Genomic DNA, 24126 nt, shown 5'->3' with positions numbered 1-24126 from the left:
ATTACATCACTTATTTTTCACTTTCAATTATCTTTTTTAGCGGAAATGGATGGTATTTAACGGTTACTTCACCATTTGACACTGCTAATGTTGGATTTGGCAACCTTTCTTGCTGCCCTTTAGGCTGGCTCATCTTCATTCGGTACCCTTGGGGCAAAGGGTCAGGTAGCAACTGGAATGCCGAAGTTTCTAGCTCACTTGGCTCAACATCAATTACCATTTCAATATGTTCCCAGCTTTCTTTCGGGTAAATTTTGTCTTTTGGGAAAGGTAATTCAATCATAAATACATCTTGGCCTACGATGTTTAATGGCTCGCTTAGCTCATATAAACGAATCGGCCGACCATTAATTACATTGTCAGATAAAAGTTGCGCACATTGCAGTAACCCTTGGTGCCAACGTTCTGCAGTTGCAAGATGATGACAACGCACTGAAATGTGGTCTATCGGAAAGGATGACAATGATAGGTTTATCTCCTGCGCCATCTGTTGTAATTTACTAATAAATACAGGTAGGTCATCCCATAAATCTTGTAATTGCGAAATTTTGCTAAACTGTGGCACTTAAAGCCCCCCTTTACAAAAACTTATCTGCTAAACAATGGCGCAGACTGTAGCATGAGAGCCCCAAAATGTGGTATAAAACCTGCCGATTTTTCTCTTCCACCTTTTAGTTATGCGCATGTGATGGCACAATGCGGTAACTATGTTCGTAATTTAAGGTAATTCGGTGAATATTCAGGCGATTCTTTCAGATAAAATTAGTGCTGCGATGTTAGCAGCGGGTGCTCCAGAAGGCAGTGATGCACTTGTGCGTCAGTCCGCTAAAGCTCAGTTTGGTGACTACCAAGCTAATGGAGTGATGGGCGCGGCTAAAAAGATGGGGATGGCTCCGCGACAACTGGCTGAACAGCTTGTTAATCACTTAGATTTGGAAGGGATTGCCAGCAAAGTTGAAATTGCAGGTCCTGGCTTTATTAATATCTTCCTTGAGCCAACTTGGGTTGAAAAGCATGTTGAAGAAGCATTAGCTTCACAGCGCTTAGGTATCGCACCAGTCAAGTCTGAAACGATTGTTATTGACTATTCAGCGCCTAATGTCGCAAAACAGATGCACGTGGGTCACTTGCGTTCAACCATCATTGGTGATGCTGCGGCACGTACCCAGGAATTTATTGGTCATAAAGTCATTCGAGCCAATCACGTCGGTGATTGGGGTACGCAATTTGGTATGTTAATTGCCTATCTTGAAAAAGTACAAAATGAAGATGCCACGGATATGGCACTTGCAGACCTCGAAGAATTTTACCGTGAAGCCAAAAAGCACTACGACGAAGATGAAGAGTTCGCGGTACGCGCACGTGGTTATGTTGTGAAATTGCAATCCGGTGATGAGTATTGCCGCCAAATGTGGCGTAAATTGGTTGATATCACCATGCAACAAAACCAAGAAACCTACCGCCGCTTAAACGTCACCTTAACTGAAGATGACGTGATGGGTGAAAGCTTATATAACAGCATGCTACCGGGTATTGTTGCAGATTTAAAAGCTAAAGGTTTAGCGGTTGAGAGTGAAGGTGCGACGGTTGTTTTTCTTGACGAATTTAAAAATAAAGAAGGCGAACCTATGGGCGTGATCGTCCAGAAAAAAGATGGTGGCTTCTTGTATACAACAACCGATATTGCCTGTGCTAAATACCGTTATGAAACCCTGCATGCTGACCGCTCACTTTACTATATTGACTCACGCCAACATCAACATTTGATGCAAGCATGGACCATCGTCCGTAAAGCAGGTTATATCCCTGAATCAATGGCGCTTGAGCACCATATGTTCGGTATGATGCTAGGTAAAGATGGCAAACCGTTTAAGACTCGTACCGGTGGTACTGTTCGTTTATCAGACTTGCTTGATGAAGCGGTTGAACGCGCTCAAGCATTGATCCGTGAGAAAAACCCGGATATGCCTGAAGATGAATTACTTAACGTCGCAAATGTGGTCGGTATTGGTGCGGTTAAGTACGCTGATTTATCCAAAAACAGAACGACGGATTATATTTTTGATTGGGACAACATGTTAGCTTTCGAAGGAAATACCGCTCCGTATATGCAATATGCGTATACTCGTGTGGCTTCTATTTTCAAGAAAGCCAATTTAACCCATGCAGACTTAACTCTGCCTATTTCATTACAAGACCCTCGTGAAATTGCACTTGCGACACGTTTATTACAGTTTGAAGAAACCATTCTAACTGTCGCTCGTGATGGTACACCTCATGTTATGTGTGCTTATTTATATGAATTAGCAGGTTTGTTCTCTGGTTTCTATGAGCACTGCCCTATCTTGTCAGCTGATGACGAAGCCCAGCGCCAAAGCCGCTTGAAATTGGCTGCATTAACCCAAAGAACGTTAAAAACCGGCTTAGACACACTGGGTATTGAAACCGTTGAAAGAATGTAATTCAAATCTATAGGTTGTCTATTAACGGTTCACTTCGGTGAGCCGTTTTTGTTTGCGTTGTTTCGCTAGCTTTGTTGTTAGTTTTTGCAATTCATCGATATATTCATTCGCGCAATTACGGAGTACTAAGTTCCATTTACAAAGTATTTTTGCTTGTTCATAAAGTTCAGGGTTATGCGACAACCGGTTATTCTGTTGTAGCCAATCAGCAACACTCGCCCAGTCCCATAACGGAGATGCCCCTCTCAAACGTTGTACGGGCGCAGGGAAATGACCTTTACCTCGAGCCCCATCTTTCAGCAAAGCCACTGCTTGACGGGTTAGTCCTGTCAATTCTGCAATATCACTTAGCCCAACCAAAGCGGAATCAATAGATTCCACTTTTATACTCATTGATGTACTTTCAATATCTGTAATCGCAGTTTCAATTGCACGATCAAAAGATTCCGCTTCCCTATCAAATTCTAAATAAACCGATTTACCATAGAAGCACACCAATGCATCGCCACAGCCTGCGGCAAATATGGTATCAACTAAGCCTTCCGTATCAGCAGTCACACCCGATAGTGTTAATGTGAAAGTAAATACCGCCATAATTTCCCCATCTTACATAAATAAGCGGCCTAAGCCGCTTGGATTAACCTAAAAGAGCAATACAGTGGTTCACTTTACGTATTATCTGTTTAGCATGCACTTCCATAACTTTTGGCGTTGACCAGACACTCATCATATGTGTTTTGTGTTCACCCACTGCGTTACCACAACGTAACTTGCAAAAAGTATGTGATGAGTTTCCTGCTGTAACCCAGACCCAGCCATTTTCTATCGCATATTCAATAGCAGCCTGAACATGCTTATTTGGGTGTTTTTTCATCGACCTCCGTGATACATAACATAGCCATTGCGTTGACAATAGTCAACAAACAATATCCAATAAATTGAATATTTCCCTGAAATTAATTGTTGTCACAACAACCCAGTAAATATACTCCAAAAATAGAGTTGGCTATTGCTTTTATCAATGAAAACAATTAATTGAAATTTCATGAAATGATTTTGAAATTAATAATTCAGTTATAAAGAGAATAAATTTGCGTAGATAATTAGAAATTGAAGGGAAAGAATCTATGCCTGCTGGCACCTTAACTACATAGATTGCAGAGATAAAAAAGCCCAATTTTATGAGATTTCCTCATTAAAATTGGGCTTTTAAGGTCATTGACCTTCTTATTAATTAGGCAATACTACGTTTCATAAAGTCACGAGGGCGGAACCCAAGCACGTATAAAGCAACGAAATAACTTCCCGCTCCAACAATTACGACGCCTATCAAACGTAGCATACGCATCAGCATATTACCTTCTTGCCAAGATGGCATGAAATGTAAGACACTAAATAGCACGGCTCCCATTACAATTAAGGCTATCAATAATTTAAATATAAACCCTTTCCAACCCGCTAAAGGCTGAAAAATATCTTGCTTGCGCAATTGCCAATAGAGAACCCCTGCATTAAAACAAGCTGCTAACCCAATGGATAAGGCTAAGCCTGCATGTTGCAATGGGCCAATAAAGGCTAAGTTCATCAATTGTGTTAATATTAAAGTGACAATCGCAATTTTTACTGGCGTACGAATATCTTGGCGTGAATAAAAGCCCGGTGCCAAAATTTTCACCAAAATCATCCCCGTTAAACCGACACAATAGGCAATTAAAGCATATTGCGTCATTAATGAGTCATGCGCGGTAAAATTACCGTATTGGAATAAAGACACCGTTAATGCTTCAGAGAGTATTGCCAACCCTAACGCACATGGCAAGGCTAATAACAAACAAAGGCGCAACCCCCAGTCCATCAATTGGCGATACTCATTTTGATTACCGCTCGTGAAGCTTTTCGCGAGAGAAGGCAATAAAATCGTTCCGAGAGCCACACCAAGTACTCCAGATGGCAATTCCATTAGCCTATCGGCGTAATACATCCATGACACTGAACCAGATTGCAAAAAAGAGGCGAATATCGTATTGATAATTAAAGAAATTTGAGCGACAGACACCCCAATAATGGCGGGTCCCATCATTTTCATTACACGCCAAACCCCGCTATCACGAAATGACAAGCGTGGTAACACTAACATGCCCACCTTTTTAAGATATGGGAGCTGATAGACTAGCTGTAAGACACCACCAACCAGCACCGCCCATGCCAATGACATAATGGGTGGATTAAAGTATGGGGCTGCGAAAGCGGCAAAAATGATCATACTGACATTGAGCAATGTCGGCGCGAATGCCGGAACCGAAAAACGGTTCCAAGTATTGAGAATTGCCCCAGCGAGGGAGACCAGTGAAATCAGAAAAATATAAGGGAATGTGACCCGTAAAAGGTCAGTAGTCAGCGCAAATTTATCAGCGTCGTCGGTAAATCCAGGAGCGGTGACATAAATGATCCAAGGAGCAGCTATCATGCCAAGGATAGTCACAATCGCCAAAGCAAGGGTTAGCATCCCTGCAATATAGGCGACAAATGTACGGGTGGCTTCCTCTCCCTGTTGGTTCTTGTATTCCGCCAGTATGGGGACAAACGCTTGTGAAAATGCCCCCTCGGCAAAAATTCGGCGTAAAAGATTCGGTAATTTAAATGCGACAAAAAAGGCGTCTGCAGCCGCTCCTGCACCAAAAACTCGAGCGATAATGGCGTCACGAATAAAGCCAAGCACACGAGACATCATGGTCATGGAGCTTACTGCCGCCAATGATTTTAATAAATTCATGATTGATAGACTAAAAGAATACAATCGCATCAGTTTAACAGTGTGCACTGCAACTGACTACGATTGAAAAGTAAATTAGGAATTTAGGCTTTATTCAGCGCCCAAGTGTTATCGGTCAGTGCCGTTAATACATGGTCACGCCACTCACCGTTGATTTGTAAGTATTGCTTTGCATAACCTTCCCGTTCAAAGCCAAGCTTAGTCAATAAATTACCACTACGCATATTATGAGGCATATAATTTGCCATAATTCGGTGCATTTTTTGGTGTTGCTGCATATAACGGATTGCTTGGGTTAACGCCTCATGCATTAGGCCTTGGCCTTGCCATTTTTGACCCAATGAATAACCTAGATAGCATGCATGAAATGAGCCACGTAATACATTACTAAAGTTCGCTACCCCCATGACTTCATTTTCTTCTTTGTCTAATAGTAAGAAATGGAAAGCGCTTCCTTCTCGATGCATTTCATTCATGACTTGTAACCGATTCTGCCAACCCGCAGGCTGGTAATGTGGGTTATCCCTGATGGGTTCCCACGGAATTAAAAAGTCTTTATTCAGGCTGTAATAATCAGCTAGTCGATAATTATCACGCTCATAAGTCAAACGAATAACCATTCTATCAGTGACAAGGCGCACTTTCGGTACATTTGAACGATAACCAAACATCGTTAACCCTTAATTAATAAAAAGCCAGATATTTTCTCTAGTTCCAAGCCAATAACTTAGAAAGTTAAAGTGTAGCTTACAATGCGCTGACGAAAAATATGTTCTGAAAATTAAAATACATCGTTAAGGCCAGCAAGCACAATCAACACCGTCACAGAGTGAAGTATGACCTCTACCAATTATCAATATTCTAAATAATTCGCGCCGTGACTAGGCGACCAGCGAGGATAGCTTGGGGAGCATACACTCGTATGTGACCCAATTAGCCGAACGCAGTCAACACCGTCACAGAGTGAAGTATGACGAATATTTATTGATAAAAATAAATCATCGATACCTCACGTTACTATGATAAAAAAATATCATCTATTGAACCCTATTATACTGATATTATTGATAACTGATTTTAAGAAACTTTCCCCCTTTGCTATTTTTCTAATGGTGTCTCTCATGGCGCAAGTGTCACGGGCAAGAAGCCTTGGCAAGTATTTCCTTTTGCTTGACAACATGTTGGTTGTCCTAGGCTTTTTTGTCGTTTTTCCGCTTATTTCTATTCGTTTTGTTGATCAACTGGGCTGGGCCGCCGTGGTGGTTGGTTTTGCCTTAGGGCTTCGTCAGTTTGTTCAACAAGGTTTAGGTATCTTTGGCGGTGCTATCGCTGACCGGTTTGGCGCGAAGCCCATGATTGTCATTGGAATGCTATTACGTGCCAGTGGTTTTGCAGTCATGGCGGTGGCCCATGACCCTTGGGTTTTATGGCTATCTTGCATACTTTCTGCTCTGGGTGGAACCTTGTTTGATCCCCCACGAACCGCATTAGTTATTAAATTAACTCGCCCATATGAACGTGGCCGTTTTTATTCTTTGCTGTTAATGCAGGACAGTGCTGGTGCAGTTATCGGTGCTTTGATTGGTAGTTGGCTACTACAGTATGACTTCCATTATGTCTGCTGGGTTGGCGCTGCTGTGTTTATTATTGCTGCTATCTGCAATGCTTGGTTATTACCTGCTTATCGAATCTCAACCGTCAGAACCCCCATTAAAGAAGGCATGGGACGCGTACTGAAAGATAAACGCTTTGTAACTTATGTGGTCACATTGGCAGGTTATTTTATGTTGTCAGTACAAGTAATGCTTATGTTTCCTATTGTTGTCAATGAATTAGCTGGCACACCCACTGCCGTCAAATGGATGTATGCGATTGAAGCAGCGATATCTTTAACATTGCTTTATCCCATTGCGCGTTGGAGCGAAAAACATTTTCGCCTTGAACAACGGCTCATGGCCGGGCTATTTTTAATGAGTCTCAGCATGTTTCCGATTGGCATGACAACCTCACTCAATACGCTATTCGCCCTTATTTGCCTATTTTATTTAGGTACGGTAACTGCAGACCCAGCGAGAGAAACATTAAGTGCATCTCTTGCTGACCCTCGAGCACGAGGCAGCTATATGGGTTTTAGTCGCTTAGGCCTTGCTTTAGGTGGAGCAGTCGGTTATACCGGTGGCGGCTGGATGTACGATATTGGTCACCAATGGAACCTGCCTCAACTTCCTTGGTTCTTATTAGGACTCATCGGTTTTATCACTTTATGGGCGCTGCATAAGCAATTTAACCGTAAAAAAATTGAAACAGTCATGTTGAGTGGGCAGTAATGCGCTAAACTAGCGGTATTACTGTAAAAGGAGTCTCTATGAAGAAGTTTTTAATCGCCGCTATGGTAGGCTTTCTCACTCTCTTATCGGGTTGTAATCAATTATCTGAGTTTAGTATTAGTGAGTCACAAATTAATAATTACCTTGCTAATAAAGTAAAATATGACCATAAGGTCGGTATTACGGGTTTTGCTGATGCGGATATTCAGCTCGCTAATTTAAAATCAGAAATTGGCCGCAGTGAACCAGGAAAAGTTGCTTTAACGGGGGATGCAACCGTTAAATTAGACTCGTTGATTGGTAAAGCAGAAGCGCAAATTAACCTGACACTCACTGCTCGCCCTTATTTTGATGCCAAAACAGGTTCAATTTACTTAAAAGAATTGAATATTAGCAGTTACAAAGTGATGCCAGAAAATATGGATACAGCGATGTCAGCGGTTATTCCTTACTTGAATAGTTCCCTTGAAACTTTCTTTGAAACCCAACCTGTTTATGTGTTAAATCCTGATAATGGCGCGGCTGAAGCAACCGCGAAAAAACTCGCTAAAGGGCTTGAAATCAAACCGGGTAAACTGGTCATTCCATTAGTTGATTAATTTTAACCATAAATAATTTCGATTGATAAAAGCATTAAAGGCAACAAGAAAATCTGTTGCCTTTTTTATTCAATCAAAATTATTAATCAATACCGCTAACTAAAACATCAGTAACATCGCCACAAAAAAGTGACAACGTCACAATTATTCAGTTTCTGAGTCAAGTTCATCACGCAGAGCAATGACTGCATCACGCGTAATTTGGGCTAAAGTCCGGTAAAAGGTGGTGGTTGCATGCGCTTCAACTTTACCTAAAAAGCTGCCATACCAACTAAGGATATAGCTATCAAATAATTCTTCTTGAGCGGCAGTTTCATCTTCTGCCGCTTGGTCTTCTAACCAAGAAGCCGCGAGTAGCAATGCGCCAAAAGCGTCAGCAGACGCATTCGTCAGGGTCATTCCTCTAACGGTTAAAAATTCGCGAACTTCTGCTTCTGTAATTTCAGAATCGTAATCATTCGCTAACATTGAAACTGAAGGAGATTCCCCTGCAAATAGGGCTTGGTAATCCGCATTAACTGCATTGACGTCGAGGTCTTTTGCCATGCGTGACCACAACTCATCTTGTTCTAATGGCCATGATGCTTTTAATTTATCTTGAGCAATCATATCAATAAGCGGTTTTACGAGGCTATCAGAGGGACTACGTTGAAATAGTGTCCCTAAAATACGGCAGACGATTGAAAATTCGTTCATATATTATCCTATTTTACAGATTCAGTAGTCACACCTCGTGACTGAAGCAGTTACTATCAGTATATCGAAAAAATAGGAAAGATATTAGGGGGAGATAATTACAAGTGGTCATAAAGACCACTTGCAACAAAGAAGTGACTAATAACCGCGTTGCATATCAACGACACCAACAGGCGCTTGCCCTGCTTCGATGCGTTGGATATTACTGACAATCATATCCATCGCCTCTTTCGGTTTTGTAAAGGCGGCAACATGAGGTGTGATAGCGATGCGGGGATGCGTCCAGAACGGGTGCATTTGCGACAACGGCTCACTCGCAAATACATCAAGTGCAGCACCTGTAACTTGTCCTGATTCAAGGGCTAAAAGCAAATCCTGTTCAATCAGATGGGCGCCACGTGCTAAGTTGATAACATATGCCCCTTGCTCTAACTGGCTAAATAGTTGCTGGTTTAAAATTCCCACCGTTTCTGGAGTACTTGGTAACAGATTAATAATTACACGAGTACCAGAAAGGAAATTAGCTAGTTGGTCATGGCCAAAATAACTTTTTACGTTATCAAGTTGTTTTTCAGAGCGACTCCATGTTCTTACATGAAAACCGAAACTTACTAAGCGCTTTGCAACTGCTTGTCCTAATGCCCCTGCGCCCATCACACCAATGACAAAATCTTCGTGTTGGTAGGCCGGTAACTGTTTCCATTGGCGCTGTGATTGTAATTGGCGATATTCATCCATACGACGAAAGTAACTTAACACTTTTGCACAAGCGTATTCTTCCATTTGAATCGCCATGCCCGTGTCTTCCAGACGCATTACGGGAACCCCTGCAGGCAGGGTCCCAGGTTTATCTTGTTCCTGTTTTAAAATAGCATCCACACCTGCGCCTAAAGCGAAAATTCCCTTTAAATCACTGCGACCAGCGAGACATTCATAAGGAGGTAACCAAACCATGGCGTAATCCGCACTTTGGTTATCCCCTTTTTCCCATTGGCGAATATTCACTTGTGGTAAGCGTGCTTTCATGCCGTCAATCCACTGTTTCGAATCAAAAAATGGATGGTAAAATAAAATATTCATGGCAACTCCTCTTTGGTTTCTAACAGAGTGTGCCGAATGGGATTTCTTTTCAAGTTAATCAAGCCGATACACTGTAAACAATCAGAATTTTGTTAACTAGCTAACGGTTTTTACTTCTGTTACTTGCCGTTTTAAATTAACATTAAAAGTATTATTTATCTTAGCCGATAACATTTGAGATTAGATAATAATCAAATTGTTTTTTATTTAGCTAAACAGCAACAAAAGTCGGAAAAAGGATAAATAGGGAGTTGACGTAAGACGCTATTTTCCCTATAGTAGCGCCCCGTTGCAGAGCAGGTTTTTATTCCCTACTCCACAACAGATTTAGAAAAACGGTGAGGTGTCCGAGAGGCTGAAGGAGCACGCCTGGAAAGTGTGTATACGGCAACGTATCGAGGGTTCGAATCCCTCCCTCACCGCCATTTTTCTTCTAGTTTTTACCTTCTTCTTCTTGATATACCATCCCTTTATTTTGTTTCTCTTTCGGTTCTATACCTATTCCTTGCGCATGGTATTCACGGCTAATATCTTCCCAAAGTTCTGCATTTTCTATTCCAGCCACTTTCGGGTCAAACACTGGATCAACACCTAATTTTTCCTGCCGTTCAAAGTCACGAAGTGCCCGTAGCGCCGGTTTTGATAAGAAGACAATGGCGATAAGATTAAGATAACTCATACTACCGAACCCAATATCGCCAAGGCTCCACATTAAACTGACAGACTGAACACTTCCCATAAAAACAATAATCAAAAATACAAACTTTAGTATCAGTTTTAGAATGGGGTAACGTAATTTTCTATCAAGGTAAACAATTGTGGTTTCTGCAATATAGTAATAGGCCATCAATGTTGTGAATGCGAATAAAAATACGGCGATTGAGACGAATCCCGACCCTGCGGAAGTAAAGACTGTTGATACCGCCATTTGTGTCCATGCGGTTCCCGCAGCAACCCCTGGAACGTACTCAACTAAGGCCGTTGCCGAACCGTCTGGAAAAACGTTATACATATTCGTGACAAGGATCATTAGACCTGATGCTGTACACACAACAACAGTATCAATGTAAATTGAAAATGCTTGAATTAACCCTTGTTTTACAGGATGGCTTACCTCGGCTGCCGCAGAGCTAAATGTAGCTTCACCCGCCCCTGCTACGTTGGAAAAAACCGCACGGCGTACACCCCATGAAACAGCCGTACCAACAATACCGCCGAATACGGCATCCATTCCCATCGCGCTGCGGAAAATTAAACTGAACATTCCCGGCACTTGTTCGTAATGGCTACCTAAGATGATCACCATCATGACGATATACGCTAACGCCATAATTGGCACGATTTTATCCGCAGCACTCGCAATACGTTTTACACCGCCAAAGATTAGCCATGCCATCAGCACTGTCACAATGCCGCCTGTCGCAATTGGGGGTAAGTTGAATGAAGTTTGAAAGGAGTCAGCTATGGTATTGGCTTGAATACCCGGAACTAGTACACCATAAGATAGGCAAATAACAGCAGCTACCATAATGGCAAATGGCTTCAATTTTAACCCTTTCTCGATATAGTAAGGCGAACCGCCACGGTATTGACCATCAGAGCGCTGCTTGTATATTTGAGCGAGTGTTGATTCGATAAACGCACTTGCTCCGCCTAATAACCCCATGACAACCATCCAGAAAATCGCCCCAGGACCACCCGCAGCAATGGCCGTCGCTACACCGGCGATATTACCCACCCCAACTCGCCCTGATAATGCTAAACAGAATGCTTGGAAGGAGGAAATTCCTTCTTTTGACGCTTTATTTTCCTTTAACAAACAGACCATTTTAATAAGATAGCGAAACTGCACACCACGAGTTGCTAATGTAAAATAGAGCCCAACACCTAGCGATAATACTACTAATGCATTACCCCAGATGTAACCAACGATTGTATTAACGATGGCTTCCATTTTGTACTCCTTCGTTATTGTAATTGTTTATTTGTATTTGCAGGGTAAAAAAAAACCTGAGTCCACTAGGGGGCTCAGGCCAACGTTTTACTGATGGATAAACCAGATAACCTTCGTTTGAGTATATTGTTCAAATGCCTCTAACCCGTTGTCTTTACCGCCAAAACCTGATTGACGAAAACCACCAAACGGCGTTGTAATATTGCCCTCACTAAAGCCATTGACTGAAACAGTACCCGCATTAATACGCTGTGCAATTTGCATGGCTCGGTGAATATTTTGGCTATAAAATGAAGCCGCTAAGCCATATTGAGTGTCATTAGCTAAAGCAACAGCTTCATCATCAGTTTTAAACGATGTGACGGCTAAAATAGGGCCAAAAACTTCATGCTTAAATAGCGACATTTCAGGCGTGACTTCATCAAAAATTGTCGGTTCGATATACCATCCCGCCCCCAATTCATGATGAATTTTTCCACCCGCAACTAATTTTCCTCCCTCTTTTAACGTGATATCTAAAAAGGATTTTACTTTCTCAAAATGAGCCTGTTCGACCATTGGCCCAATTGAAATATCTGCTTGCCTTGGGTCTCCGACTTTCCATTCTTTAACGGCGACGGCAAGCTTCTCTAATAGTATTTTTTTGATGCTTTCGTGCACAATTAAGCGAGAACCACAGCTGCAGTTTTCACTCATATTCCAGAAAGCCGCCGCCATAATATGTGGAATTGCGGCTTCAATATTCGCATCTTCAAACACCACTTGCGGGCTTTTACCGCCACATTCGAGTACAATTTCTTTTAAGTTACTTTCGGCGGAATATTTTAAAAATAAGCGTCCCACATCTGTTGAACCGGTAAATGACACCATATCAACATCATGATGGCGGCCAAGCGCTTCCCCGACTTTTTCACCTAATCCACAAACTAGACTTAATGCACCTTTAGGAATACCCGCCTCATAGGCCAGTTCCACCATACGATGCGCGCTTAATGAGGTTAGTTCGGCAGGTTTCACAATCACCGAATTGCCGACAGCAAGAGCTGGAGCTACTTTCCACGCAAACATTTGAGCAGGGAAATTCCACGGTAATACCGCCCCCACCACACCAATAGGCTCATGCACTATTAACCCCAACTCTTGATGACTGGTTGGTGCAATTTTGCCAAACAGTTTATCAATCGCTTCGGCATACCAATAAAAGGTGTCAATCGTTGCGGGCAAATCGGTATTTAAGCATTCGGTGATAGGCTTACCTGCATCAATACAGTCTAGCGCCGCAAGTTCTTCACTGTGTTTTTCAATCAGATTAGCCCATTTAAGCATGATAGCTTTACGTTCTTGCGGCGATAACCCGCGCCATTCACCTTGATTAAACGTGTCACGCGCCACCTGTACCGCGGCATTAATATCGCTCTCATCACCATCTGCAATAAAACCAATAATGCTGTTGTCGATTGGGGTCCGGTTTTCTAGTCTATTTTGCTGTTCTGGGTGCCCTGCAATTAAATTGCCCGCCCACAGTTTTCCTTGTTTTGCGCGTTCAAATACCTGCTGCTGGGTAAGAGTCATATTCCCCCCTAGCGCTTAATTAATTTAATAAAATCATCGCGTTCTTGAGACGCTAGATTTGACAGAGGCAAACGAACCGGGCCGACATTGAATGTGCCATTCAAGCAACCCGCCTTGGCTTTTTGGTTATAATCACCTGATTCCATTGAGTAAATCGCAGGGTAAATTTCATTCATAATCTGCTTGGCTTGTTGCCAGTCACCCGCTTGCGCGGCATTAAAAATAGCAACTTGCTCTGCTGGGTATACATTACCAGCTCCCGCAATCCAACTTTTGGAACCCCAAAAGAAGAAATCCACTGGTTGGTCATCACAACCACAAATGACCTCAAAATTTTTGAATGGTGTTTGTAATAAGTGCAGTGCTCGGCTAAAGTTTCCACTGCTTTCTTTGATAGCGACAATATTGTCAATTTCGGCTAGCTTAATGACCGTTTCAATGTCAATTTCAATACCAATCCGAGCTGGAAAATTGTACATAATTATGGGTAATGGTGTTGATTTTGCGACTTTTTCATAGTGGGCAAATACACCTTGCTGGTCCGGCAAACTATATGGCGGTGGAGACAGCATTAACCCTTCATAACCGAGTTCTTGAGCTTGTTTCGCACGTGCAATAGCCCCCTCAGTTGATAAATCATTAATACCCGCAATTAATGTCACTCGCCCTTTGGCAATTTTGCAAACGGTTGACAGCACGGTCTTACGTTCATCTTCGTTTAATGCGTAATACTCCCCAGTTGTCCCACAAACCACTAAACCCGTCACACCCCGCTCAATAAGTTTTTCAGTTAATTCAGCAAGCGCACTGACATTTAATGTTAAATCATCATGAAATGGGGTCACTAATGGAACAAGAATGCCATGGAAATTCATTTTGAATTCTCCTCAAAATTAAAGAAATCGTTCAATGGAAAAAGGGGTACAGTCGATACTTGTCGGCTGATGATGGATAAAACTATTCACAATATCTGCGGTGATCGCCGCTTGGGTTAGCCCCAAGTGTTGGTGACCGAATGCAAAAATATAGGGGCCTTTATGGTCTAAAATTGGTAATGAATCAGACGTAGATGGGCGAAACCCCATCCATGATGTAGATTGTTGGCTATTTAATGTTTCCTTTAGCATAGGTTGTGCTAACGGGAGAAAATGTTGAGCTCGCTGCATATTCGCAGGACGTTTTAACCCTGCGTATTCTACGGTTCCTGCGAGGCGTAGCCCTTGAGACATTGGCGTCATTATAAAACGCCTATCCATACTTGATACTGGTATCGATAATCGACCTAATTCATGGGGCAACATCAAATGATAACCACGCTCAGTTTCAAGTGGCACTTTGATACGACTCACCATTTTGACTAGCGATTTAGAGAATGCGCCCCCTGCAATCACTATTTTTTGTCCTGTAAACTGCCCTTGAGTGGTTGTCAATATCGCTTGTTGATTCGACGTTGATGTGATTTCTGTTACTTCACAGTGGGTTAATATCTGCCCACCCGCAGCGATAAAAGCTTCTGTCAGTTTTTGGTGTAATGCACATAAATTCACAACATGGCCTGTATCGGGATAAAAAATGCCACCGATTTGGCTTTCAGATAAAGCAGGTTCGCGCGTTAATAGCGTATCTTGATCAATCAATTGATTAGCCACACCAATACTTTGCAGGTACTCACTGTGCTGGCTTAGCTTATCGAGCGTCTCTTTTTTTTCTGCCACCAATAGTGAACCCTTCATTTTGACAAGGTCATTTAATTGCCATTTCTGAATAAATGCTTGCCATGAATCGAAAGCGGCACTATTTAGTGTCATCAATGTGTGATGAATATGGGTAAAAGGCTTATGGCGCATGTTACCCAACAATTTTATTAACCAAGGTGTTAACGGTAATAAATAGCGCCAATCCAGACGCAAAGGGCCTAGTGGATCAAATAACATTTTCGGAATTGATTTTAAAACGCTCGGATCCGCAATCGGAAAAACTTGTTCTGTCGCAATATGCCCTGCGTTACCAAATGAAGCACCTTGGCCAATTTCATGTTTATCAAGCAACAGCACTTGTGACCCATTAGCTTGCACTGTCAGTGCAATACTCAGACCAATAATGCCGCCACCCACTACAATCACTGGATATTTGCGTTCCATTTCATTCCCCTATGCCACTGAAATTCCAAAACGAAATGGATCTTGTTCATCTATCAATAAGGTATTTTTCCCACTGATATAGGCATGCCCGCGAATAGTCGGAATAATGCCTTTTTCATCAGCCTGTTGAAAACTGGCCTGAAATTGGCTGCCAATCACACTGGCTTGATGCCATATTTCACCAGCCGCCAGCTTTTTATCCGCGGCTAAACAGGCAAGTTTGGCACTTGTTCCTGTTCCACAAGGGGAGCGGTCATAAGCGCCACCTGGGCATAAAACAAAACTTTGGCTATTGGCTTCGGGGTGTGTACCGAATAATTCGATATGGTCAATTTCTTGGCCATCTTTACCGTAAATACCTTGATCGGATAAGGCTTGTTTAATCTTTAAACTGACTTCTGTCAGTAATTTAATGTTTTCGTAATCAATAGCGACTGGTGACTTATCAACAAGAAAGAACCAATTTCCGCCCCAAGCAATATCCCCGGCAATGGTACCGAGTTCTGGAACATTAACTTGTACCGCTTTGCGATAACGATATGAATAAACATTCTGAATACTCACACTGCCATCTTGATGCAAATGAGCCGTAACATCCCCTACCGGGGTTTCGATAAGATGTTTACCGAAAGTGATATGACCGAGAAAATGCAATGAAGCCACTAAACCGATAGTGCCATGGCCACACATTCCCAAGTAACCTTGATTGTTAAAAAAAATCACACCGGCTGCTGCTGCTGGGTTTTGTGGTTTACACAATAGTGCCCCCACTAAAATATCATTACCTCGTGGCTCTAAAATGGTGGTTTTACGCCATACATCATGTTGATGGCGTAATATCTCTAGTCTTGATGCGATGCTTTGCTGCCCTAAATCAGGGAATCCATCGATAACGAGCCGAGTTGGCTCACCTGCAGTATGGGAGTCGATAACTTCAATTTTGGTATATTGATATTGCATTGGTTAGCATCCTATCTATTATCGTTGTTAATAGAATGCTTGATTTTTGTTAACAACTCTTGATATCTTTCTAACAAACTTATGCGCTTTTCTGCACAATCTAAAAATATTTAACAGAACTAGTAAAATTAATTTAATATTTCGGAGCGCAGCATGATCAATCTAAATAAATTGTTATTGATTAGTCAGGAGAACATGCTGTTTCCTGTTGATAATATTGATGTTCTATTAAATCATTTAGGCTTAGTGATGCCCCTCATTAATACCTTGCCGAATGTGACTTTCTTTGTGAAAGACCATAATGCAAAGTATGTTTTGGCCAATGATAATTTAGCCACCCGTTGTAAAATCGATAGCGTTAATCATCTGGTTGGTAAATGTGCTGAGGATATTTTTCATTCGGAACTAGGCCAAAGCTATAGTTCTCAAGATTATTTAGTGATGGAGAAAAAAATTAGCGTCATTAATAAACTTGAACTTCACCTGTATAAAGCGGGTTTGTTGGGATGGTGTTTAACAACTAAGGTTCCTATTTTTAATACACGTAACCAAGTTATTGGAGTTGCAGGTATTTCAGTAGATTTACAAGATGTGAAATCGGTCAGCCCTAAGCTAAACAACCAACTTAGCCGTGTTGAACGCTATATTAGTGAGCATTTCGATACCGCAATAAAAATGACAACACTTGCTGACATATCTGGCCTCTCGCTTTCTCAATTAAACCGCCAGTTTAAAGCTATTTTTTTGATAACCCCTCAACAATATATTCAAAAAATGCGCCTTGAACATGCGATTGAACTGCTCGAAGATGATTTTTCAATTACTGAAATTTCCAGTAAGTGTGCTTATGCTGATCACAGCGCTTTCTGCCGAAAATTCAAAGAAATGACCACCATGACACCTAGCCAATTTAAACGAATGCGTTCAAAAATCGATAAACAAAGGATATTGGCCTGACTGAGTATCATATTGGTTAACCCGTTTTTCCTTAATACCGATAAATTCATTCTCTTTAGATTTTATGAAGTGCTTTTTGGCCGTTTATTCAAATAATTACCGCAGTACCTTAGATATAATTACTAAATAACTTCCCTTGGTTATTTCCTAACTTAAGATAGCTCTTATTGCAGACATCCATCAATCGGGTATTGATATATCCCAATGCTGCATCTAAGTGCGGTGACGAGAAAGGAATACTCAATGACCATTTACGATCTGAAACCTAAATTTCAAGATCTTCTTCGTCCAATTGTTCGTAAGCTATTTAGTGCGGGTGTGACGGCTAATCAAGTCACTTTGGCAGCTTTACTTTTGTCTGTGATCTGCGGAATGCTATTACTGTTCATTCCAAACCCACACCTGTTTATTTTATTACCTTTCGTACTGTTTATTCGTATGGCACTCAATGCGATTGATGGCATGTTAGCAAGGGAGCACAACCAAAAAAGCCACCTTGGTGCAATCCTGAATGAGCTTGGTGATGTTATTTCAGATATCGCACTATACCTACCATTTGCGGTTATTTTCCCTCAAGTATTTTGGCTTATTTTATTCATTCTATTTCTTACGCTACTTACTGAATTTATTGGTGTTATCACTCAAGCAATTGGTGCGTCTCGTCGCTATGACGGCCCTATTGGTAAAAGTGATCGAGCCTTTATTTTCGGTGCGTTAGGGCTGCTTGTCAGTATTTTCCCGCAAATCATATTTTCTAGTTGGATAAGTTATCTGTTTATCCTTTTAACTTTGTTGCTGTTTTATACTTGCTATAACCGTATTCGTCGTGCACTTTGTGAATTATCTACATCGGCGAATAATAATTAAGGAAGAATTATGAACGCTCAGACAGATTATCTGACGCAACGTCCCGTTATTGAGTCCCAATTTACCACCAGTGACCATACTTCTCTTTTTTATCGACATTGGCCAACAGAGACTTCGACCAACAAAGCGATTATTTTATTTCATCGTGGCCATGAACATTCTGGCCGTGTCGCCCATTTAGTCGATGAACTCAATTTACCTGACTATGCGATGTTTGCATGGGATGCCCGTGGTCATGGTAAAAATGATGGCCCGCGAGGTTATAGCCCTTCACTAAGCACATCTGTCAATGATGTCGATGAATTCGTACGTCACATTTCCTCCCAATATAATATTCCCTTAGAAAATATCATTGTTATCGGACAAAGTGTTGGTGCCGTCCTTGTCTCCGCTTGGGTTCATGATTACGCCCCCAAAATTCGTGGGATGGTACTCGCCTCTCCTGCATTTAAGGTTAAATTGTATGTCCCATTTGCCCGGACAGGGCTTGCTTTAATGCAAAATGCTCGCGGTTTGTTCTATGTGAATTCCTATGTCAAAGCTAAATTTCTGACTCATGATGAACAACGAATTGATTCGTTTAATCGCGATCCATTGATCACTCGCCCTATTGCCGTCAATATTTTACTTGAATTATATAAAACAGCTGAACGTGTAGTGGCTGATGCAGGTGCAATTACCTTACCAACTCAATTATTTATTTCAGGTAGTGACCACTTTGTCCACCATCGACCTCAACATCAGTTTTTTGAAAGATTAAATACCCCAATAAAAGAAAAACATATATTACCCGGTTTTTACCACGACACATTAGGTGAAAAAGAACGCCATATCCCAATTGAAAAAATTCGTGATTTTATTGGAAAATTATTCGCCTTACCGCGCTACCAACATAATTATCAATATGAAGATATCTGGAGTGGCAGTGCTGAAAAATATCGTTCGCTCATGACTCCTTTGCCTAAATGGTGCCCTAAAAATCTTGCTTATAAAATTATGAGCAAATCAATGAGTACACTAGGTAAAGCTTCTGAAGGTATTTGCATTGGTTATGACAAAGGGTTTGATTCAGGTTCAACTCTCGATTACGTATACCGCGACAAAGCCCAAGGTAAAGGCTTATTTGGCCGTGTGATTGATAGGCAGTATCTCAACAGCATAGGCTGGCAAGGAATACGCCAACGCAAAGTGAATATTGAAAATATTATTCGGCAAGCGATACGTGACCTCACGGAGACAGGTATCCCGGTTCGAATTATGGATATTGCCGCAGGCCAAGGCCGTTATATCTTTGATGCAATTAATGATTATAGCAAAGTTGAGTCTGTCCTATTAAGAGACTATAGCCCTATCAATGTTGAGCAAGGACAATTACATATTAAGGAACGTTACCTTGAAGATAAAATTCAATTTACTGAAGGTAATGCTTTTGACGCCGATGATTTAGCCGCGGTTTCACCCTCTCCAACAATTGGCATTGTCAGTGGTTTGTATGAACTGTTCCCCAGTAATGAAATGATAAACGCTTCATTAAATGGACTTTCTCGAGCTATCCCTCCTGGCGGGCTATTAATTTATACTTGCCAGCCATGGCACCCTCAAGTTGAAATGATTGCTCGGGTACTACCAAGCCACCAAGGTGGCCAAGCATGGGTTATGCGTTGTCGTAGCCAAGGCGAAATGGATACATTAGTTGAAGACGCGGGCTTTGAAAAACTAAACCAATTAATTGATAACTGGGGAATATTCAGCGTATCCATAGCTAGACGACGTTAGTCTATTTATCTCGCATTGTGATTGATGCCACATTGTTGGCATCAATCACTAACTTCAACTTTAGGTGATAGCCATTGTTTATTGCCCGCAAAGCACCTATGCTGCTTAGCGTTATTTGTTTCCCTAATCATTTACTGATATCACCGCCAGTTCGTTGCCATTTAAAGGAATAGGATAAAGGATGATAACCGCAACTCGCAAACCTCAACAGGCTGTATCTCGACGCCAAATAATACGCTCTGGTTTGCTATGGCTAGTTTTTCTAGCACCTTTTTTCTTCCTAACTTATGGCCAAGTCAATACGTATACCGCAACGTTAGACCAGGTTCCTTCTATCGTTTTTTCTTGGGAAACCCATATTCCATTTCTCCCTTGGTCTATCATTCCCTATTGGAGCATTGACCTTTTTTATGGGTTATCTTTATTTATTTGCACAACCCGTAAAGAACAATCGATCCATGGCTTACGGCTCATCACGGCTTCTATTATCGCTTGTATTGGTTTTTTACTATTTCCACTTAAGTTTAGTTTCCCTCGACCAAGCACTGATGGCCTATTTGGCTGGATGTTTGACAGCCTAGAATTATTTGATCTTCCCTTTAACCAAGCTCCTTCATTACATATTATTTTATTGTGGATCTTATGGTTACGTTTTCGAGCGCATACACCAACAAAATGGCGCTGGTTGCTTCATAGTTGGTCGATACTCATTCTCCTGTCCGTATTGACGACTTGGCAGCACCACTTTATTGATGTCGTCACCGGCTTTGCCGTTGGCATATTAATTAGTTATTTACTTCCTATACAAACTCACTGGCAATGGCATTACACTGGCTCACCTCGCAGTTTTAAAATGAGCAAAAACTATGGCATAGGCTCTCTTGCTTGCTTTATTCTTGCGTTTATCTTCCAAGGATTCGCTTGGTTACTATTATGGCCCGCTGTCGCCCTCTTTTTTATTACCCTTGGCTATTTAGGTGCTGGTGCTAGCGTTTTCCAAAAAACACCTGAAGGGAATATTTCCCCTTCTGCCGCTATTTTGTTACTACCATACCGGCTGATTGCTTGGGGAACCTATCATTACTTCGCTAAGCACTGCGCACAACCCAGTATTGTTAATAAACACATTGTTTTGGGAGGGCGCCCACTTTACGCTTTGCAAACTCAAGCTGTGTTAGATATGACTTGCGAATGGCCTCGCAATTCTTACAGCAAAGAGCTGAAATATTGTAGCCAACCGCAAATTGATTTGTTACCACTAAGCGCGGAAGATATCGAAAAGTCAGTCCATACTATGGATACACTGGTAAAACATGGGGCGGTATACATTCATTGCAAATTAGGTTATTCACGAAGTGCAACTGTTGCTGTTGCATGGTTGGTACATCATGGCGATGCAAAAAACATAGAAGAAGCCGTAGCATTAGTTGAACATGCTCGCCCACAAGTAATTTTAAATGCAGCAACGATACAACAACTGAATAATTGGTATGCCGATTACCATATAAGTCGAGTGAATAATGAATACATTGATGAATAAACAACAAGGTGACGTTATCACTATTTTAACGCATAGTTGGCGTTATTTTGCTACTGGGTCTGTATTGGCATTATTTTGTCAATTTGCTTTGTATTTCTATTCTAATTACCCTAAATATATTTTATTCACCAATATAATTATATTTATAGTTTGCCAGTATTATATATATCGCCTGTGGCTAGATAACCATTTTTTTAAAATTATCTACACACATAATGAAACAGAACATTTTGATAATGCATTAAATTTTTTATTTCCGAACAAAATCAAACACCGCACGATGCAGCAAAGGTGGTTTGGGACTAAACGTCTTTTCACCCATGCACTTGGGTTAGTACTACTGCAATGGATAGGCTTATTGGTCGCAATAATAACTAGTTAATTAATTAAGCATTAACCAGTACTATTATTTATATTTACAGTTCAAAAAATAAGATTACTATTGCATATATGTATACCTAAAACTAAAAAGTAGCCATATAAAATGTATTCTAACTGTTTTTCTTTATAATATAACGGTTTTTTACTTTTGTTACTGAAAACGTTATGATAATTGCAGATTCATTGATACATAACAGATTTTTTTCAAGTTACTAAGCGTATCCTTATAGGTACATATTTCGTTTATTTTTCACCCTGTTATTTGGTAGGGTATAATGAGTACAAAAAAAATTAATAGGTTGCGCCCTTTTAGTGCGCTAATAGATTCTTGTTGGAAAGAAAAATATACGGCTACTCGCTTTATTAAGGATTTAATCGCGGGTATTACCGTGGGTATTATCGCTATTCCGCTCGCAATGGCTTTAGCTATTGCAAGTGGCGTTCCCCCCCAATATGGGCTATATACCGCGGCTATTGCAGGTATCGTCATTGCGATAACAGGTGGGTCTCGTTATAGCGTTTCTGGCCCCACCGCAGCTTTTGTGGTGATCCTCTACCCTGTTTCACAGCAATTTGGGTTGAGTGGGTTATTAGTCGCTACCCTAATGTCCGGTGTCATACTCCTTGCCATGGGGTTTGCCCGCTTTGGTAAGTTTATTGAATATATCCCTGTTTCAGTCACATTAGGCTTTACTTCGGGGATAGCTATTACCATTGCCACAATGCAAATTAAAGATTTTTTTGGCTTGCAAATGGTGCATGTCCCAGAAAACTATGTTGATAAGCTAATTGCTATTGGTAATACATTCCCCACGTTTCAATACAGCGACACACTAATTGGGCTTTCAACTCTTTTGGTGCTTATCTTCTGGCCTAAATTAAAATTAAGATTTCCCGGCCATTTACCAGCCCTTATTGTCGGGACTTTCGTCATGTGGGTGCTTTCATTATTTGGCATGGAAGTCGCGACTATTGGTTCTGAATTTAGCTATTTATTGCCTGATGGTACTGAAGGTAATGGTATTCCCCCTATCCTACCGCAGTTTATTTTACCATGGGAACTCCCTGGAAGTGCGCCAATTAATTGGGCGATGATCACCGCATTAATGCCCGCTGCATTTTCTATGGCAGTGCTTGGTGCGATTGAATCACTACTATGTGCCGTAGTATTGGACAACATGACAGGAACCAAACACCATTCCAATAGTGAACTTATTGGCCAAGGTGTGGGGAACATTGCGGCGCCTTTTTTTGGTGGGATCACAGCAACCGCTGCAATAGCCCGCTCTGCAGCTAACGTTCGCGCAGGTGCAACATCCCCCATTTCTGCGATTATTCACTCAATATTGGTGATACTTACATTATTAGTTCTTGCTCCAATGCTCTCTTATTTGCCATTAGCCGCCATGTCTGCATTATTATTGATTGTAGCTTGGAACATGAGTGCGGCGGGTAAAGTCGTTTACCTGATTAAACGCGCGCCAAAAGATGACATTATTGTATTAGTGCTATGTATGTCTCTAACTGTTCTATTTGATATGGTTATTGCTATTACTGTCGGGATTGTTCTCGCGTCATTATTGTTTATGCGACGTATTGCCAATATGACCCGTTCAACACAATTAGCAGAAACAGATGAAGAGCGAAGCCGTTTAGTCGTAAGAATAAACGGCCCATTATTTTTCGCTGCTGCCGAGCGTATTTTTGATGAATTACGTGTCAAAAGCGCAGGTTATGAAACCATCATTATGCAATGGGACGCTGTACCGGTCTTAGATGCAGGTGGCTTAGAAGCTTTCGAAAAATTCATCGATGCCGTACGCAAAGATACCCATGTCTTAGTTTGTGACATTCCGTTCCAGCCATTAAAAACTTTGGCAAGAGCGAAAGTGACACCGATTGAAGGCGTGTTAAGTTTTTATAATTCAATAGATCATGCACTTGAAGCTGTTAAGGCTATCGAACAGGCGAGTTCTATCGACACAGAAAAGGCAACAACAGCGTCTTAATTTAAGTCCCTTAACTAAACCGCCATGTTATT

At 41.3% G+C, this 24126-nt stretch carries 21 protein-coding genes and 1 tRNA gene; 10 read left to right on the top strand and 12 right to left on the bottom strand.

What is annotated here, in order from left to right; all coding sequences use genetic code 11:
* Positions 1–10 precede the first annotated feature (10 nt).
* Positions 11–565, bottom strand: coding sequence for a VOC family protein (locus PR683_RS03455; protein ID WP_004910664.1), 555 nt, complete (start codon positions 563–565; stop codon positions 11–13).
* 166 nt (positions 566–731) lie between these two features.
* Here PR683_RS03455 and argS point away from each other — a divergent pair, with 166 nt between their 5' ends.
* On the top strand, positions 732–2462 hold the full coding sequence (gene argS, locus PR683_RS03450; protein ID WP_004910662.1) for an arginine--tRNA ligase: 1731 nt from the start codon (positions 732–734) through the stop codon (positions 2460–2462).
* Between the two features lie 21 nt (positions 2463–2483).
* Here the strand turns inward: argS and PR683_RS03445 are convergent, their stop codons facing one another.
* The 4 genes from PR683_RS03445 to rimJ all read right to left on the bottom strand — a co-directional run bounded on the left by PR683_RS03445 (position 2484) and on the right by rimJ (position 5906).
* Positions 2484–3056, bottom strand: coding sequence for a helix-turn-helix transcriptional regulator (locus tag PR683_RS03445; protein WP_109911316.1), 573 nt, complete (start codon positions 3054–3056; stop codon positions 2484–2486).
* 43 nt (positions 3057–3099) lie between these two features.
* A complete protein-coding gene (locus PR683_RS03440) occupies positions 3100–3336 on the bottom strand; it encodes a hypothetical protein (protein WP_004255083.1) in 237 nt (78 codons plus the stop codon).
* A 360-nt stretch (positions 3337–3696) separates the two neighbouring features.
* Entirely contained in the window at positions 3697–5235 is a 1539-nt protein-coding gene (murJ, locus tag PR683_RS03435; RefSeq protein ID WP_198634928.1) for a murein biosynthesis integral membrane protein MurJ, read from the bottom strand.
* 83 nt (positions 5236–5318) lie between these two features.
* Positions 5319–5906 carry a ribosomal protein S5-alanine N-acetyltransferase gene (gene rimJ / locus PR683_RS03430; RefSeq protein ID WP_272581673.1) on the bottom strand — a complete coding sequence of 196 codons (588 nt, stop codon included), beginning with the start codon at positions 5904–5906 and terminating at the stop codon, positions 5319–5321.
* A 450-nt stretch (positions 5907–6356) separates the two neighbouring features.
* Here rimJ and mdtH point away from each other — a divergent pair, with 450 nt between their 5' ends.
* Positions 6357–7562, top strand: a complete 1206-nt coding sequence (mdtH, locus tag PR683_RS03425; protein ID WP_004910648.1) for a multidrug efflux MFS transporter MdtH — start codon at positions 6357–6359, stop codon at positions 7560–7562.
* A 38-nt stretch (positions 7563–7600) separates the two neighbouring features.
* The gene (locus PR683_RS03420; protein WP_004910646.1) at positions 7601–8161 is read left to right on the top strand and encodes a lipoprotein; all 561 of its coding nucleotides are present in this window, start codon (positions 7601–7603) and stop codon (positions 8159–8161) included.
* A 144-nt stretch (positions 8162–8305) separates the two neighbouring features.
* Here PR683_RS03420 and PR683_RS03415 read toward each other — a convergent pair whose 3' ends face one another.
* Positions 8306–8857, bottom strand: coding sequence for a TorD/DmsD family molecular chaperone (locus PR683_RS03415; RefSeq protein ID WP_004910645.1), 552 nt, complete (start codon positions 8855–8857; stop codon positions 8306–8308).
* Between the two features lie 138 nt (positions 8858–8995).
* Positions 8996–9937 carry a glyoxylate/hydroxypyruvate reductase GhrA gene (gene ghrA, locus PR683_RS03410; RefSeq protein WP_004910644.1) on the bottom strand — a complete coding sequence of 314 codons (942 nt, stop codon included), beginning with the start codon at positions 9935–9937 and terminating at the stop codon, positions 8996–8998.
* 337 nt (positions 9938–10274) lie between these two features.
* Here ghrA and PR683_RS03405 point away from each other — a divergent pair.
* Positions 10275–10362 (top strand) — tRNA-Ser (locus PR683_RS03405).
* 8 nt (positions 10363–10370) lie between these two features.
* On the opposite strand, the gene PR683_RS03400 is transcribed toward PR683_RS03405, so the two are convergent.
* From PR683_RS03400 to PR683_RS03380, 5 genes are all read right to left on the bottom strand, one after another.
* The gene (locus PR683_RS03400) at positions 10371–11891 is read right to left on the bottom strand and encodes an alanine/glycine:cation symporter family protein (protein ID WP_109911311.1); all 1521 of its coding nucleotides are present in this window, start codon (positions 11889–11891) and stop codon (positions 10371–10373) included.
* Between the two features lie 87 nt (positions 11892–11978).
* Positions 11979–13463: an aldehyde dehydrogenase gene (locus PR683_RS03395; protein WP_110731902.1), complete on the bottom strand. Its 1485-nt coding sequence runs from the start codon at positions 13461–13463 to the stop codon at positions 11979–11981.
* An 8-nt stretch (positions 13464–13471) separates the two neighbouring features.
* Positions 13472–14338: a 4-hydroxy-tetrahydrodipicolinate synthase gene (gene dapA, locus PR683_RS03390; RefSeq protein WP_123382005.1), complete on the bottom strand. Its 867-nt coding sequence runs from the start codon at positions 14336–14338 to the stop codon at positions 13472–13474.
* 18 nt (positions 14339–14356) lie between these two features.
* Complete coding sequence (locus PR683_RS03385; RefSeq protein ID WP_196718427.1) at positions 14357–15604, bottom strand: NAD(P)/FAD-dependent oxidoreductase; 1248 nt, start codon at positions 15602–15604, stop codon at positions 14357–14359.
* A gap of 9 nt (positions 15605–15613) precedes the next feature.
* On the bottom strand, positions 15614–16564 hold the full coding sequence (locus tag PR683_RS03380) for a 4-hydroxyproline epimerase (RefSeq protein WP_196718428.1): 951 nt from the start codon (positions 16562–16564) through the stop codon (positions 15614–15616).
* Positions 16565–16717: 153 nt separating this feature from the next.
* Here PR683_RS03380 and PR683_RS03375 point away from each other — a divergent pair, with 153 nt between their 5' ends.
* The 6 genes from PR683_RS03375 to dauA all read left to right on the top strand — a co-directional run bounded on the left by PR683_RS03375 (position 16718) and on the right by dauA (position 24094).
* A complete protein-coding gene (locus PR683_RS03375; protein WP_042851586.1) occupies positions 16718–17521 on the top strand; it encodes a helix-turn-helix domain-containing protein in 804 nt (267 codons plus the stop codon).
* 243 nt (positions 17522–17764) lie between these two features.
* Positions 17765–18388, top strand: coding sequence for a CDP-alcohol phosphatidyltransferase family protein (locus tag PR683_RS03370; RefSeq protein ID WP_110731898.1), 624 nt, complete (start codon positions 17765–17767; stop codon positions 18386–18388).
* Positions 18389–18397: 9 nt separating this feature from the next.
* Entirely contained in the window at positions 18398–20164 is a 1767-nt protein-coding gene (locus PR683_RS03365) for a bifunctional alpha/beta hydrolase/class I SAM-dependent methyltransferase (protein WP_272581672.1), read from the top strand.
* Between the two features lie 181 nt (positions 20165–20345).
* Complete coding sequence (locus PR683_RS03360; RefSeq protein ID WP_198634924.1) at positions 20346–21704, top strand: phosphatase PAP2/dual specificity phosphatase family protein; 1359 nt, start codon at positions 20346–20348, stop codon at positions 21702–21704.
* On the top strand, positions 21697–22086 hold the full coding sequence (locus PR683_RS03355) for a hypothetical protein (protein WP_226537840.1): 390 nt from the start codon (positions 21697–21699) through the stop codon (positions 22084–22086). Before PR683_RS03360 ends, PR683_RS03355 begins: the two co-directional genes overlap by 8 nt.
* Before the next feature lie 274 nt (positions 22087–22360).
* Positions 22361–24094, top strand: coding sequence for a C4-dicarboxylic acid transporter DauA (gene dauA / locus PR683_RS03350; RefSeq protein ID WP_109911302.1), 1734 nt, complete (start codon positions 22361–22363; stop codon positions 24092–24094).
* Positions 24095–24126 lie beyond the last annotated feature (32 nt).

It is taken from the genome of Providencia sp. PROV269, assembly GCF_028477785.1.
GTDB classification, from domain to species: Bacteria; Pseudomonadota; Gammaproteobacteria; order Enterobacterales; family Enterobacteriaceae; genus Providencia; species Providencia rettgeri.
The sequence above is the reverse complement of the archived record's forward strand: the minus strand, read 5'-3'. Positions and strand labels throughout refer to the sequence as shown.